The following is a 13,714-nucleotide window of genomic DNA, read 5'->3' as shown; positions in this document are numbered from 1 at the left end:
TGGAATTACCCCCGCTCGCGCGGGGAATACACTACGCTTAGCAGTCCTACTGGGCGCCTGGTGGAATTACCCCCGCTCGCGCGGGGAATACGAACACCTCCTACTGGTGGTGTTAGCGATCCTGGAATTACCCCCGCTCGCGCGGGGAATACACTATCTCACAGGCAATTTTAGATTAACCGTTGGCGATATTGTTTAACTAGCATCTAAAACCTGATTATTCTCGATTGCCCCTTACAAGAGAAGGTTTCTCGATAAGCACGAGTCCATCGAAATCAATAAGCTCAAGTTTGCCACTATTTAATGTTTTTACTGTGAATCCTTGTTCACGTTCATTGCTAGAAGCAATCATTGTTAGCCTGCCATTGCAGGCTGCTTCACAACAGCGTTCCCACAAATTTTCAGCAATTCGGGAGGTAACCCGTCCAACGTAAACTCCGGTGTTTACCTCAGTCAAAAAGCGTGAGATATAGCCAGTTACATGCGGAGGTAGCACCTCGCAACATAAGGTTACGAACATCAGACACCATCCCCCCAAGATAAGTGGCCTTTAACTTCTCCTCTGTCATTAATAAGTCGATCATCATTAATTTTGGGAAGGAAAGGTTGGAAAAGTTCCATTAATAGAGAAATCATTTTTGTCAGAATCAAATCTTTATGTAGGTGTCTACGGAGTTCACGCCTACTCCACGTCATGGGGTCGGTCTGATCTAAAGCACGAAATGCAAGCGGGATTACCAACTTTGGTTTGTATTGATCAGCTAGGTCGAATAGGAGTGCCCTAGCATCACCTCTATGAATTATCCCGAGGGCGGGATTTACTGATAATGCTGCGCAAGCGGAGGCTGCGCAGCCATAAATTATTCCTCCTAACATGTTAAGTGCCATATTAACCTGATCCCCAGATTTAGTATCTCTTCTAAAATTCGTGATTCCGTATTTGCGCGACATATCTCGATAGAGTTTTCGGACCAATTGCCCTTCAATCCCTCTCATCTGACTGATTGTTAAATCCGCATTTATATCGATGCTTAGTTGATTTTTGTATAGCTTTTTTGCGGCTTGACGGGCGTACTTTTCGTTAGCGACCAACCGTGCTTGCGCAATAGCCCAACGCGCAGAGCTAGTTAAGGCAGTTGCATGTGAATAGTATGGGATGCCGTTCTCCCCCGTGAAAACTATCGTCAATCCGGCACGAGTACAGCTAGCAATCGCTGGTTGGGTAATTGAAGTTCCGGGACCAAGAAACAGTACAGCGATACCTGCAACGGGAATTTGTATCAGTTTTGTCCGGATATCGTCTTCGTATTCTCTTAGGGCAACTACTCCAGTGCGATTCTGTTCTATGCGGCAGTATTCAAGATATAGAAAGGAGATACGATCCTCCTCACGTATCTGGTGGTTAACGGGTATTTTTGCAAATATTAGAGCTTGGTCGGAGTAGGACACGACTGTGCCTTTCAAATAGGGTTTTTATGAATCTACTATTAATCCTAAGGTTGGGTCATAGCGTAACAATCGGGAAGAATCTGTCCCCGTGTTATCAAAATCTAAAATATATTTCCCCCGTAATAAAGCGGGAGCTGACTCATCGATCAGCGTGGTATAACCGCTGTTATTTTCAAACTTTCGTACTACTGTACTCGCTGAGATAGGAATTTCCGCTCTGAGTGCATCAAGCAGCGCCTTGTGGTAGCTCCTAACTTCCCATTCTTTGCGCGGTATATTTATTAGTTTCTCTAAATGTTCTTTTGAGGTGGCGCCGGGAACATTTGCTTGTGATCCGCAGGCAATGACAAAAGCTTTGGGACGATCTGTAAAACGTGTCAGCGGAGTTTCGCCCTGAGCGTTCTCTTTATTTCCTAATGGGCCGGTTAGTTTTTCAAAACTGGTCAGAGTTATCCAGTCTTCGCCTAGCAGGTTTGTAAGTGGTTCGGTCCAATACTCTGCTCTCATAGTTTTAATTCCATCTGCCGCTATGCTCTCAAAATCCGCTTCGCTTCCGAGAGAGTTGTAGCTAACCCAAGCCTCATCAACGAATTCCTGTATTTGTGATGGAACTTCTATAGATCCGCGATGTTTGCGCAGCCATTCAAAGGTTCTAAGCATTGCCGCTCGGGGATAGGGGAAACCCCAACTAGCAAAAATTTCACTCTCAAAATTTGTACCCGAAGCTATGTGCATGAACAGGTTACTGACGCCTGGTATTCGCGATGTACGATCCGCATCTTCTCGGCGCCAACATCTGCCGGCTCTCTGAATCAATGAAGCAGCTGGAGCCAAGTCTGAACTTATTAGATCAAAATCTATATCAAGGGAAGCTTCAATAGCTTGAGTGCCAATCACTGTTAACCCCTGAATAGTAGAACCGGGACCGAGGAACTTAGTTAGATTATCGGAAACAAGCGACTTATGAGCCGCAGTCATTCTAGAGTGTAGAACGATTACTTTTTGCCCTGATTGTTTTATTTCAAATGCGATTTCTTGGGCATTTTTTATGGCGTTTGTGAAAATACCTATGCGTGCTCTAGGAAATCTTTTACGAACATGTTCATGCCATTGGATGTGCGACTCTGCGAGGTGCTTGTAGCTGTTTTTACCTTTCTCAAAATCTAGCTGGTAATCAATTTGATATCGTTTTTCGGGCGTTAGAACTTTTTTCTTGGTTGAACCCTTATTTGTTAATAGAACCGATGGAAAGCTGGGTGCAGGAACTATGGGAACTGTTGTTTTTATCGCGGTCTTTTCTCCCTCCGAATATGACCCAATTAGCTGCTTGAGTTGTTCGTCAGCTAAAGTGGCAGAAAGCAACGTTACCCTGGTGCCTAATATTCCAAGCCAGTGGAGAATAGGTTTTAGTAATTCAGTCTGATAGGCATCTAAGGTATGAACCTCGTCAATTACGATGTGTGCATTTGCGAGGGCGGTAAGTCGTAAATGTGTCCACTTCAAGGGTAAAGCTGCCATTGCAAGCTGATCAACAGTGCCCACGCAAATAGGCGCAAGTAATCGAGCGGATCCTTGCCGGACAAAATCGGTTGGGTGAAGAGAATCAGTGACTAGATCTGTCCCGATGTAAGCATCTTCAAGCGGCTGATTGTAAAACTCTTCTAAAACAGCCATCCCATGCGCAAGCGAGGCTATGTTTCCAGTCTCTTTTAGTAGCAGCTGAAAGCGCTCCATTATCGCGTTAGAAGTTGCCTGAGTAGGGAGTAAAAAAATTAACCGTTCATGCTGGTAACCGTTTGCGTGATGGCGTAGCAGTGCCGCTTCTGTTTTTCCTGAACCGGTAGGCGCCATTATCGTTAGCAGCCCTGCATCCATATCGCGAACCGCTAATTGCGCGGGTCGGAGTTTCCATTTTCCAAATAAAGTACTCGAGGGATCCTTTAGCGGAACAAACGTGCCCAGAAGACGGCGAACTCTACGTTCCATTCGTTCGTAACTAGTGATTATCCATTTGTCAAGCAGGAATTGGTTCAGGGGATTATTTTCCAATACTTTTCGCTGTTCAGTTACCCAATCATTTCCTGATGCTAAGCGATCCGAAATAATAGTTATACCTGAAACGAGTAGCGTATCAATGGGGGATAGATCAGCCGGGAGACTTTCATAGGAAACACCAATTTCTCGTTCTAGAATTTTGCGATATGCAATGCGGATATTTTTCCATTCGCCCCCTCTAAATTCCTTCGTGCTCTCAGTGCGTCGAGGGACACGAAAAGTTCCATGGTGACCCAAACAAGCAAGTCCCAACCAGTTAGGGCTTGCGTACAGGTTGCTGAGTCCGGATTCGCATTCGAAAAAGTCTAATGCCGCCACTTGCTCATGTCGGCGTATCGAAGAGTTGCGAGCGATTGCCCCTCCGGCTTCGGGACGTCTGAACTTGGAGGAGTCCAGATTTGATAACACAGATTTTGCAAACTGAATCGTAAATGGCTTTTGATCGTCATCTTGTGTACCGACAGAAGAAACATTGGATTTAACAGCCAACTGTCCTTGGAACACCGGGTTTATTTTTCCCAGGTCATGTGACGCCGCAATTAGAGCCAATTTCTTAACTGATTCAGTACCGAGGCAGTCATTCAAGCGGGTTTGCAAACCTGCTCGCAGCCAAACTTGATATACAGCGATTGCGGCAGTGGCGGTGTCTAAGAGATGTAGTATAGCGGGATATGTGGCACCAGTGACAGGGTCATATTTTGCCCAAAAATCTTGAAATGATGTGGACATACTTATCGCAACACTTTGATAGTGAGCAGTCCGCACCCATAAGCTTTTGCTCGCCCTACTCCCTTGTTAAGCATATTTTCTAATGCGCTCACCTCCTCTATTATTCCAACCCCATCAATCAAATCGATCTGGATCGTCTTTCCTTTAGATTTTAAATCTTTTGAAGAGTGTATTACCTCCCGTTGATGGTTAAGAATACTAACGTCTGAAAGTCCAGGTGAAAGTTTTTGTTGCAACCAATAGTTCAAGTCACCGTAATTGCTGTTTTCCGAGCAATTGTCCGCTCTTACCGGAATCGCCTCTACAATTTTTTCTCCATTAATTTTTTTGGTGTGCCTACGAATTGCATTGATACTTAAACGAAAAGCCACCACTTTTTTAGGTTGTAGTTCGGTATTTTCAATAATCCGTGTTTGGCTGTTCGGAGTTAACTTTGCAGGATCCGGAGCTATGTCAGAACGGATAAGGAAAGCTGGGGCTTTTGCAGGCTGTTGCTCAACGCGGAAAAGAATATTGTTGTCTGAGCGTGGATTCTCGCCAAGATTTCCGAAAATCCCCATGACTAATCTGTGGCGCGTATCAGGATTGTTAATGTCTAGCCTTCGCCTGTTTGGTTTCTGTAATTTCTCAACAGCAATGCTCGAGTATGCTTGCGCGAGTATTTCGTGAACTGGAATCAGGGTTAAAAACGGCATGGTATTTTCCTGTGTTCTGATAGTATCGCAGTGTTATTCCCCAATGGCTGGGGGTAGTTCTGCGTGCCTTGTGGCATTGTTTTTTCCTCGCTCCTGCGGGGGTACAAAATTACGGTATCAAAATTATTGACGCGTGTCTTGTATCCTAGTATTCTGCTGGTATCATGGGGGAGAACTATGGGAAGCAATATCAATGTATTGGTAGATGAAAAGTGGATTCCCACCACGCGTGGATTGATGACTCCAAGAGAGGTTTTATTGTCGCCCCTGACTTGTGCTGAAGAAACCCAGGTTCTGCACACAAAAGATCTTTTCGTGGGATCAGGTTTTCAGGTTGGTGCGGTACTCCGTTTTTTGCGAGACATAGTTGTGGTGGCAGAACGATTTAGGCAAGACTCCTCTAGACCTCACCCAGATCAATTAGCAGTTGACGAGGCGATTAAGAAATTAGCGCCCTATTGCAATCCCTTTGATGCAGATAATCCTTTTCTACAGCAGCCTGTAAATCCAGAAGAGAAACCAAAAGGTGCGGTGAAAAAGCTCTTACCTTCGATGCCCGGGGATGAAGCCGAACAGTTTTGGAACTTCGGAATGACGCAGAAAAAGGTTCTAGATTTACCCGCAGCGCTCTTGACACTTCTCATATTTCATCATTATTCGCCTGCTGGAAACAACAAGTATGTGGGTAGAAAGTGTGAAATGGGTTCGCCAGGGTTACGCTTCGTGGGAAGAGATAACACAGCCACGGAAGTGTTTTGGTTTGATGAATCGATCTATTCAACTTTGTTACTCAACATTCCAAAAAAATGGGTTAAGTCTTCCGCATTACCTGCCTGGGCTAAACGTGAACCATGCCCAGGAGTAAATGATGCTTTTTGGAATGCAACATGGAGTTCCAATGCTGCAGCATGCACCTGGGATGATCATTGTCTAGTTGAGGTAAAAACTGGGGGAATTCCTGAGAAGTGGCTATTACCAGAGCAAGGAGGGGACCTAAGCAACAAGTCTCGAGCTAAAGGCATCAGAAAAAAATGGTGGGATGCTCGTAACGAACTGGATCCCATGTATCTGTACTCGGTGAATAATAAGGGAAAATCCCAGGTTGTTAGAGTTGAGTTGGACAGGGATGCCACTCAGCTTGCAGTTGATTGGACTTCTCAGGGAAATCCCCGGCGATTGCGTGAGCAATGCGAAATACAGGAACGAATATGGAACCCTAGCGAAGAATCGAGAATTGCGTTCTTAAGACATCTCATTGGGGGTACAAGTTCATCTCCAGTTGTTAGGGCATCAGATTTTTTCATACCGGATAATCCCCGAATCTGGGTTGGTAACGATAAAACAGACGATGATGTTCAAGAAGTGGCAAGTTTTATTGATAAGATGCATCGAAAATTGAAACAGGTTTTTTCTGACCGCGCAAGCAGCGGAAACTTGGCAAACCGTGAGCCTAGATTACCGCAACTAAAAAATCTGCAGGCTGATGCGTCATCAGAATTTTGGCGCATTTTGTATCCAAAACTCGAGGTATATATTGCTAATTTAGGTGGTTCCATACCGGTTGCCGAGATTATGAGATTAGCTCAGAAGGCTGCTATCGATGCCTATCGTTGCATCGTTAGTCCTTATGAGGAGGTAATGTTGCCGCAAGTGGAAACTGTGGGTAGCTTTTTGAGGACATCAACAGCCAAAATGCTAGGGATCGCATTGGCAACTCAGGGAGAAGTAAAAAATAATGTCTAATCGTGAATCGTGGGAAAGTCTTATTTCATTAATCCTGGTATCCAGGGAAAATAGCAATTCATCTAGCCAAAATCGAAAACTTATAGCAGCTATTAGAAAAGGTATTTCCCCTTACACCGAAAGTTACGCATTTCCCTACGTTTTACCATACTGTGATGATGCCGTAAGGGATCAAACAGCTGTGCTACGTGCTGCTGCCCTAACGGCTATGTTTCCTGAGATTCCCCAGACGAACAAGGAAAATCCTCTTAGGGTAGGCCAATCCTTTGCTCTAGCATCTAGAAAACTTTCAGAACTCGGCGGTGATTACAGTGCGAATGATCCGGCCAAACCGGATGCAATCGCAAGTCGATTACGGGTTATTCAGTTTCTGGATATTGAGCAGGCAGTGCTGGTCATCAGGGGTCTTCTTTCATTATGTAAGAAAGCGGAGATTCCTCTGAACTATTACGCCCTTGCTCGGATTTTAGTCCACTGGGGCGACGGAGTCACTCCGCAATCGAAAAAAGTGCGGCAGGCTATGGTTCGTGACTATTACGGTTATGTTCCTGCGCGCGGGTAACTATTAATAGAAAATATAAACAAGCGAAAGGTTCTTGATCATGTCCAACTTCTTGACAATACATACGATATTCTCGTTACCCTGGTCAAATGTAAATCGTGACGATACAGGAACTCCTAAGCACCTTCTACAAGGAGGGGTTCTACGAAGTAGTATTTCTTCGCAGGCAATTAAACGCCAAGTGAGGATCTCTTATGAACAAAAATCGAGAGATATCTCAGTACGATCTGGGAACTTGGCCGAGCTAATCGGGAAGAGATCTAAAGAGATAAATCCCGATTTAGAGATTCGACAAGCAGTTATGAAGGCCGGTGAGGCACTACGGGCTTTAGTTAAATCTGAAAAAGCCTCTGTAAGTAGAGACGTAAGTGACACCGGGGCTAAATCCTCTAAAAAATCGGATGAAGAAAGACGCGATAGCAGTAATCCCAAGGAGCAGCGGCAATCAATTTGGTTGAGCGCAGAAGAAATAGAGACTTGCGCTGCACAGATTGCAAGCGAAGAATCAGGGGATTTTATCGAAGATGGGAAAACAGGATCCCTAGCAATTGCTGCTTTTGGACGTATGTTTGCCAAGCTGCCTAGCAAGAACACTGAAGCAGCGATTGCAGTATCTCCAGCAGTCTCCACCCATGCGGCAGCTATTGAAACCGATTATTTTTCAACCGTAGATGATTATCCAAATGAAAAACAAGGCGCTGGATCGACGTATTTAGGTACGGCGTTATATACAAGCGGATGTTTTTATCGCACAGCAACTATTGACAAGGCTCAGCTTCACCGTTCATGGACCGGATTTGATAGGGATGATAGCATCACTAACTTACGCGCGATGATAGATGCTTTAATTTATGCTCTTCCTAGTGGTAAGAAGAATGTAACCGCTCCTTACGTAGTACCTGCATTAGTTTTGGCGGAGGAACAAGCACATAGAATTGCGTACGATTTTGAAAATCCGGTTCAGGCAGCTCCCGAAGGCGGCTACGTAGCAGCTACGATTCAGCGCTTGCAGGAACAGTTCGTTTCGGCGCGCCGTTTTGATCCAGATAATTTTAGAGGAATAACCGTCCTATCAGGCTCTTACGAGGATCTGGATAGTTTAGATTTCAAGGTGTGCGCAGAAAATGAAACCCAGAATCTATCGGTTGTAACCAAGAATGAACTGATTGACCAGATAATTTCCTGGATAAGAAAATGACTTCAATTTATTTGCGGTTAGCAGGTCCCTTGCAGAGCTGGGCGGGACCGAAAGTGTCAGGCAATGTTTCAAGAACCCAAAGATACCCAAGACGATCAGCGCTAATTGGTCTGATAGCAGCGGCGTTGGGGTTTGAGCGGGGGCAACTTCCTGCTTGGCTGGATAACCTTACTTTCGATGTAAGGGAAGACAATCTCGGTCGGTTGATAGATGAATTTCAAATCATCGGCTCACGTCCAGAATCTTGGGATTTTTCTAGACGTCTATATGTTTTATTGGAACGAAGGCAAGCCCCCAAAAAAGATTTACTGTTTTCTCCGGATTCTCAACATGGTAACGCCATTGCCCATCGCACGTATCTATCGAATGCTGAGTTTATCGTCCGAATTTTCGTGAATGAACACGCTGAAGAAATTGATACAGCTTTAGCTGCTCCAAAGTTTGTTACTTATCTTGGCCGTAAAGCTTTTGCCCCTAGTTTTCCATTTTATTTAGGAATTGGCAGCGATAATGAGCTATTTGATATCCCTACTTTCCAACACGAATACACTTCAGAACAGGTTCAACTGACCGTACGTCGACTGTTGCCACTGGGAATGGAAACAACTTCCGTGGTTCAAGTTCCGGCTACGTCAAATCGTTTGGAGTGGCTAGAGCAGGTGGGGAAATCCTTGCGTCGCCGCGGATCATAAGTTGCGTGCGAATCTAGCTAATCATTGATGATCTAGTTTTTAGAATTATACAGAGGATGACATTTCAATAGGTAGTTGTCCTCATAATAGGAATAGAGCGGTTTTAGCGATTAATGCGTAATGCCCCGCACCTGCGGGGATCGTGCCTGGGTGGGACTATGTTTGTCATGGCGAACATGGATATAACGGTTAGTGACTATTCCATGGATGAAAACGATGACATACGATGAGCTTTATGCTTCTTCGCGCGCATTCTTTTAAGCTCATACCTCCCCCGAACAGATAGCGATTCTAGATAGTCACGAAAAATGCTCTGACCAGGTCTCGCAAACCCGTGGCTATTTTTCTAGGAAACTGTGCAGCCTCACGTCCTCGCGCCCTTGCGCGTGGCGGGCTAATTCGGGGGTGAATCCTGACTTTGCGTAGACAGCGTAGCGGGGTGTCTTGTGGTGTTTGACTAGTTTACTGCGGTTTTCTAGGGTTTTCAGGACATCAATGCCGACGGGTTGACTGGACCACTTAGCTTCGATAAACAGAGTAGATTTATTCCCTCCGGCGACTAGATCGATTTCTTCGGATTGATGCGTTTTCGGGTCGCTACCCCACCAGCGGGCACGATTTTGGTACAGCTCGACTAGCTTTCCAGCGGCATTGTCGCGGTCGAAAAGATCCGCGACAATCTGCTCGAAGCCCAGCCCCATGAAACTGTTGAGTCCGGGAATGACGTTCGCTTCCAGAGCTGCTAAACCCGCACCCAACTCTATAGTCGAAAGGTTGGGTTGCACGAATTGGTACCAAAAACGGAAACAGCCGTCTTGAATCCGATAAATGGTTTTTCGCCCGCCCATTTTCATTGTCGCATTCCAGGGAATTTGTTTATCCACGATACCCAGATCCATTAGGGCGCCGAGGTAGTTCGTCAGAACCCCGGTAGGAATCCCGGTTTTTGTAGCGATTTGATTGTGTTTTGAGGCTCCGTCAGAAATCGCGCGCAAAATAGAGCTGTAGCGTTTTGGCTCTCGCAGTTCTTGTTTTAGTAGGTTTCCCGGTTCTTCCACCAGGCGGCCGCTGGGATCAAAGAATAGTTTCGACAGGTTCTCGGCAGCGCCTGTACTGGTATCTATAAAGTCGAGGTATTCCGCCACGCCACCGGTAGCAGCGTAAAGAACTGCGGCATCCAAACGGGGTAGAGGGGAGAGAAAATCCTCGGTATCCAAAAAATCGAAAGGTCGCAAGCGAATCTGACCGGTACGCCGCCCATACAGGGGGCTTTTCGCGGAGAGGACTTGTCGCTCCATGAAACTCATCGACGACCCGCACAAAATCAGATGCAGTCCTGTCCCTGCCCATTGAGAATCGCAAAACTTCTGCAATAGCGAAGAAATCGGTGGCCAACTCGCCGCCAAGTACGGAAACTCATCGATTACTAGCACAAACGGGGTGTGGCGAGCAGTATCCGCCATATCAGCGAATAGATCCTCAAAAGAACTGTAACCTGCCCGCGAGGCCGTCAAACCTGGCTCGTTCGAGGCTTGGAACTGGGAAAACGTACGGGAAAAGCTGTTCAAGTTTGTCTTCTTATCGGCCTCCAGCGCCATAAAATATACAGAGGGCTTATCGGCAATATATTCCCTAATCAGACGGGTTTTTCCGACCCGGCGGCGCCCATAGACAACGGTGAGCTCGAAACGATCACTTCCCCACGCTCTCTCCAGCGCTTCTAGCTCGCGTTCGCGCCCGATAAAACGCTCCATCACTTACCCCCGATTCTAAAAATACAGCTCACTCCAGGATAGCTACCGTGTCGGAGATTAGCAATATCGTAAACATGTATATCTAGATATTGTTAACAAGGTGTTTTGCTTCAGACCTCAGAGAAAACAGCATTCAGGTATCAAATACAGCATCCAATGCATAATAAAAACTACATTGAGAGCGATTTTTATTTTGCTTACGGCTATACATGATTTTAACTGTCTCGGGTTATAGCAGACACATCCTTACCGGGAAGTGGCAAATGCAGGTGGCGATAAACCGTTTCACCAGCATCTTTGATATCTCCGCGTTGCTTAGCAGTTCTACCGATCAGGTGCGCACCAATCGGTGCCGTCAGAGTTTGCAGCACGATCGCTAGCAGTACTACAGTCAGCCACGACCAGGTTTGCCGAATAGCCACCAAGCCCAGACAGGTCAAAATAAACCCGGTTAACTGCGGTTTTGTGGCAGCGTGTTGCCTTTGCAGCAAAGTTGGCAATTTAACTACTCCAATGGCAGCAATCAGAGTCAACGCAGACCCTAGAGTTAAAATCGCTATCCCCAGGTAGGTGAGGGCGTTGGACCAGCTTTCACTCATCACGTCCTCCTTTCGCACTAACAGCGTCCGCTTTCGGTTCCGGTTTCTTAGCCACGTTTGGATCAGCATCTTGTGCCTGTTCGGTTGCGGAACGTTGCCCAATAATCCGCGCCACCGCCGTTGCAGTCAAGAAACTCACCAAAGTCAACACCAGTACAACCTGCATAGTGTCATCGCGCTCCCCGGTCACTGACACCAAACAAATAATCCCGATGGTGATCGCGGTTAATAGATCCAAGGCCACGGTACGATTCAAAATTCCTGGTCCGCGCCACAGCACGTACAAAGCCAGCAGTTCAGCGACACTGAGCATCGCCCAGTTTAAAACAAAAATCCAAGTCATAGCGCCTACTGCCTCTCACTATCAGGTCGTGGTTGGGCATCATCATCAATGACATACTGGCTGTGCGCAGAATAGGGAATTTTACCCTCCGCTACCAGCTGCTCGTAGCGTTGTAAACGCTCCTGAGCTTCTTGAATCTCTGCCTTACTGCCCAAAGCTTTCACAATTCTCATTTCGAGGGCGTGTAAAGATTTCTCTACCCCGCGCGCCCCTTTAGATAGGTCACGATCTAACACATGCAAAGTTACTCGCGAAGGGTTTATCCGAGCCCTCACCACTAAAGAACCTGGTACCAGGCAGGTCATCGCGGAAGCCATGGTTAAATAAAACTCTGAGCGGGTCACCATCTCCACTTCTATCATCTGCGGACGGGCAGGTTTGTTTCTGAGCACCACATAAGCTACTTGCAGAGCAGAAGCCAAAAGATCCCAACCGAAGCGGAGCACCAGCCAACTAACCTGCAAGGGGCGGAACCTTTTTACCGGGTTAACATGCGGCATCGGGAAAAATATTTGCAAACCCAACGCGATCAGTACGCCGCCGCCGATAGAAACAGCGGACAGGTCACGAATCAGCAGTATCCAGACCACGAACAACCAGATGCTCATCCCTAGGGAGCAGCGCCGCGGTAGCGTACGCAGACGCTGTTTCAGACTTGGGCGCGAAGGCGCAGAGCTGACGGAGGCAATCTCACCCTGTTGCTTCCTATTCTTTTGGCTCGTACCAGATTCTTCTGGTAACTGAGACCCTTTAGTCAGGGCAGGAGCCGCAGCTATAGTTTGCTGTGCCCTGTCATCGCGGCTGTCGCTAGTCATTACTACCTCCCCTCACTGGTAAAGATCTATATGATTTTCGTGGGGACAGTGATAAAACATCAAAAACAAAGCTCTGGGTACTGGCTTTAGCTGCAGCGGTGTCCGCCCTGTATTTGTCTATTAAATCTTCCCGATTCCCTGAAGAAAGCTTCGAGATCCCGTGCCCGCGTCCGTCTTCTCCCAAAACCGCGCGTTGATATTCAGCGCGTGTCATAGAGATAGTGGCGCGTTCGGTGAAAGTGTAGACCGGATCGGCAAATACCGACAGGCCAATCGTTACCGCAGTTAGAAAACCGGTTGCCGCCCAGACTCCCCGGGGAATACGGGCAGCAGGATTCAAAGTATCTACGGCGTCCTCTTCTTCACCGCCACTTTCTTGCGCAGATTCACGTCCCTGCCAGAAAGTTTGTAGCCAGATCTTGACCACCACGTACAGCGTCAGTAGGGAGGCAACTAGCCCGGCAGCCAGCAGTGCCCAGGCCAGGGGAGTGTTGCGCGCCGCGGTCGCCTCGGCTAGCCCCAGTTTTCCCAAAAAACCAGTCAAAGGTGGGAAACCCACCAGGTTGAAAGCCGGAATCAAATACCAAATCGCCAGCAGCGGTGAAATCTTAGCTAAGGAGTGTAGGCGGCGCAGCGACGTAGAACCGCCGATTTTCTCCATCATCCCTGCAACTAAGAACAAGGTGGTTTGCACCAGAATATGGTGGACAACGTAAAACACTGCCGAGGCGATTCCCAGGGTATTAGCTAGCGAAATCCCCCAAATCATGAAACCGATATGGGAAACCAAGGTAAAAGAAAGCAACCGTTTAATATCGTCCTGGGCAACTGCCCCCAAGATTCCTACGATCATAGTGAGAATCCCGACTATCGCCAGTACCACATCTACCGGGGAGGTCGGGAAAATAAGTACCTGCATCCGGATAATCGCATACACCCCAACCTTGGTTAGCAATCCTGCAAATACGGCGGTGATCGGGGCGGGGGCCGGGGGGTAAGAATCTGGCAAACAAGCCGAGAGCGGGGAAACGGGGGCCTTTAGACCAAAAGCCCCCAGGGATAACGTTTGGGTAAGCATGG

The 13,714-nt window shown here is 47.0% G+C and carries 13 protein-coding genes; 4 read left to right on the top strand and 9 right to left on the bottom strand.

What is annotated here, in order from left to right:
- Positions 1-217: 217 nt before the first annotated feature.
- The 4 genes from cas2e to cas6e are packed head-to-tail and all read right to left on the bottom strand — an operon-like array spanning position 218 to position 4,928.
- The gene (gene cas2e / locus RDM26_RS07470; protein ID WP_278608773.1) at positions 218-520 is read right to left on the bottom strand and encodes a type I-E CRISPR-associated endoribonuclease Cas2e; all 303 of its coding nucleotides are present in this window, start codon (positions 518-520) and stop codon (positions 218-220) included.
- Positions 520-1,449, bottom strand: coding sequence for a type I-E CRISPR-associated endonuclease Cas1e (cas1e, locus tag RDM26_RS07465; protein ID WP_278608774.1), 930 nt, complete (start codon positions 1,447-1,449; stop codon positions 520-522). Before cas1e ends, cas2e begins: the two co-directional genes overlap by 1 nt.
- A gap of 24 nt (positions 1,450-1,473) precedes the next feature.
- The gene (cas3, locus tag RDM26_RS07460; protein ID WP_307738350.1) at positions 1,474-4,233 is read right to left on the bottom strand and encodes a CRISPR-associated helicase Cas3'; all 2,760 of its coding nucleotides are present in this window, start codon (positions 4,231-4,233) and stop codon (positions 1,474-1,476) included.
- Positions 4,234-4,235: 2 nt separating this feature from the next.
- On the bottom strand, positions 4,236-4,928 hold the full coding sequence (gene cas6e / locus RDM26_RS07455) for a type I-E CRISPR-associated protein Cas6/Cse3/CasE (protein ID WP_307738349.1): 693 nt from the start codon (positions 4,926-4,928) through the stop codon (positions 4,236-4,238).
- A gap of 177 nt (positions 4,929-5,105) precedes the next feature.
- On the opposite strand from cas6e, the gene RDM26_RS07450 reads away from it, so the two are divergent.
- The 4 genes from RDM26_RS07450 to cas5e are packed head-to-tail and all read left to right on the top strand — an operon-like array spanning position 5,106 to position 9,123.
- Positions 5,106-6,671: a type I-E CRISPR-associated protein Cse1/CasA gene (locus RDM26_RS07450; RefSeq protein ID WP_307738348.1), complete on the top strand. Its 1,566-nt coding sequence runs from the start codon at positions 5,106-5,108 to the stop codon at positions 6,669-6,671.
- Positions 6,664-7,233 (top strand): type I-E CRISPR-associated protein Cse2/CasB, encoded by a 570-nt coding sequence (gene casB / locus RDM26_RS07445; protein ID WP_307738347.1) that lies wholly within the window; start codon positions 6,664-6,666, stop codon positions 7,231-7,233. The genes RDM26_RS07450 and casB overlap by 8 nt, the downstream gene beginning before the upstream one ends.
- Positions 7,234-7,273: 40 nt before the next feature.
- A complete protein-coding gene (cas7e, locus tag RDM26_RS07440; RefSeq protein ID WP_307738346.1) occupies positions 7,274-8,431 on the top strand; it encodes a type I-E CRISPR-associated protein Cas7/Cse4/CasC in 1,158 nt (385 codons plus the stop codon).
- Positions 8,428-9,123: a type I-E CRISPR-associated protein Cas5/CasD gene (cas5e, locus tag RDM26_RS07435; RefSeq protein WP_307738345.1), complete on the top strand. Its 696-nt coding sequence runs from the start codon at positions 8,428-8,430 to the stop codon at positions 9,121-9,123. The genes cas7e and cas5e overlap by 4 nt, the downstream gene beginning before the upstream one ends.
- Positions 9,124-9,461: 338 nt before the next feature.
- Here the strand turns inward: cas5e and RDM26_RS07430 are convergent, their stop codons facing one another.
- From RDM26_RS07430 to RDM26_RS07410, 5 genes are all read right to left on the bottom strand, one after another.
- Positions 9,462-10,877, bottom strand: a complete 1,416-nt coding sequence (locus tag RDM26_RS07430; RefSeq protein WP_307738344.1) for an ATP-binding protein — start codon at positions 10,875-10,877, stop codon at positions 9,462-9,464.
- Between the two features lie 215 nt (positions 10,878-11,092).
- Positions 11,093-11,476 carry a monovalent cation/H(+) antiporter subunit G gene (gene mnhG / locus RDM26_RS07425; protein ID WP_307738343.1) on the bottom strand — a complete coding sequence of 128 codons (384 nt, stop codon included), beginning with the start codon at positions 11,474-11,476 and terminating at the stop codon, positions 11,093-11,095.
- Positions 11,469-11,819, bottom strand: coding sequence for a monovalent cation/H+ antiporter complex subunit F (locus RDM26_RS07420; protein WP_307738342.1), 351 nt, complete (start codon positions 11,817-11,819; stop codon positions 11,469-11,471). The genes mnhG and RDM26_RS07420 overlap by 8 nt, the downstream gene beginning before the upstream one ends.
- A 5-nt stretch (positions 11,820-11,824) precedes the next feature.
- Positions 11,825-12,634, bottom strand: a complete 810-nt coding sequence (locus tag RDM26_RS07415; RefSeq protein WP_307738341.1) for a Na+/H+ antiporter subunit E — start codon at positions 12,632-12,634, stop codon at positions 11,825-11,827.
- Positions 12,627-13,714, bottom strand: a 1,088-nt coding sequence (locus RDM26_RS07410; protein ID WP_307738340.1) for a proton-conducting transporter membrane subunit, incomplete at its 5' end; no start/stop codon positions are given. The genes RDM26_RS07415 and RDM26_RS07410, both read right to left, overlap by 8 nt.

The organism is uncultured Varibaculum sp., from assembly GCF_902489465.1.
Classification (GTDB): domain Bacteria; phylum Actinomycetota; class Actinomycetes; order Actinomycetales; family Actinomycetaceae; genus Varibaculum.
This window is presented reverse-complemented; position numbering and strand designations above follow the sequence as displayed.

Bases quoted from the DNA above. Each gene is read 5' to 3' on its own strand.
- cas7e (WP_307738346.1), top strand. From the start codon at position 7,274: ATGTCCAACTTCTTGACAATACATACGATATTCTCGTTACCCTGGTCA.
- cas5e (WP_307738345.1), top strand. From the start codon at position 8,428: ATGACTTCAATTTATTTGCGGTTAGCAGGTCCCTTGCAGAGCTGGGCG.
- RDM26_RS07420 (WP_307738342.1), bottom strand. From the start codon at position 11,819: ATGACTTGGATTTTTGTTTTAAACTGGGCGATGCTCAGTGTCGCTGAA.
- casB (WP_307738347.1), top strand. From the start codon at position 6,664: ATGTCTAATCGTGAATCGTGGGAAAGTCTTATTTCATTAATCCTGGTA.
- RDM26_RS07430 (WP_307738344.1), bottom strand. From the start codon at position 10,877: ATGGAGCGTTTTATCGGGCGCGAACGCGAGCTAGAAGCGCTGGAGAGA.
- cas2e (WP_278608773.1), bottom strand. From the start codon at position 520: ATGTTCGTAACCTTATGTTGCGAGGTGCTACCTCCGCATGTAACTGGC.
- mnhG (WP_307738343.1), bottom strand. From the start codon at position 11,476: ATGAGTGAAAGCTGGTCCAACGCCCTCACCTACCTGGGGATAGCGATT.
- RDM26_RS07450 (WP_307738348.1), top strand. From the start codon at position 5,106: ATGGGAAGCAATATCAATGTATTGGTAGATGAAAAGTGGATTCCCACC.
- cas3 (WP_307738350.1), bottom strand. From the start codon at position 4,233: ATGTCCACATCATTTCAAGATTTTTGGGCAAAATATGACCCTGTCACT.
- RDM26_RS07415 (WP_307738341.1), bottom strand. From the start codon at position 12,634: ATGACTAGCGACAGCCGCGATGACAGGGCACAGCAAACTATAGCTGCG.
- cas6e (WP_307738349.1), bottom strand. From the start codon at position 4,928: ATGCCGTTTTTAACCCTGATTCCAGTTCACGAAATACTCGCGCAAGCA.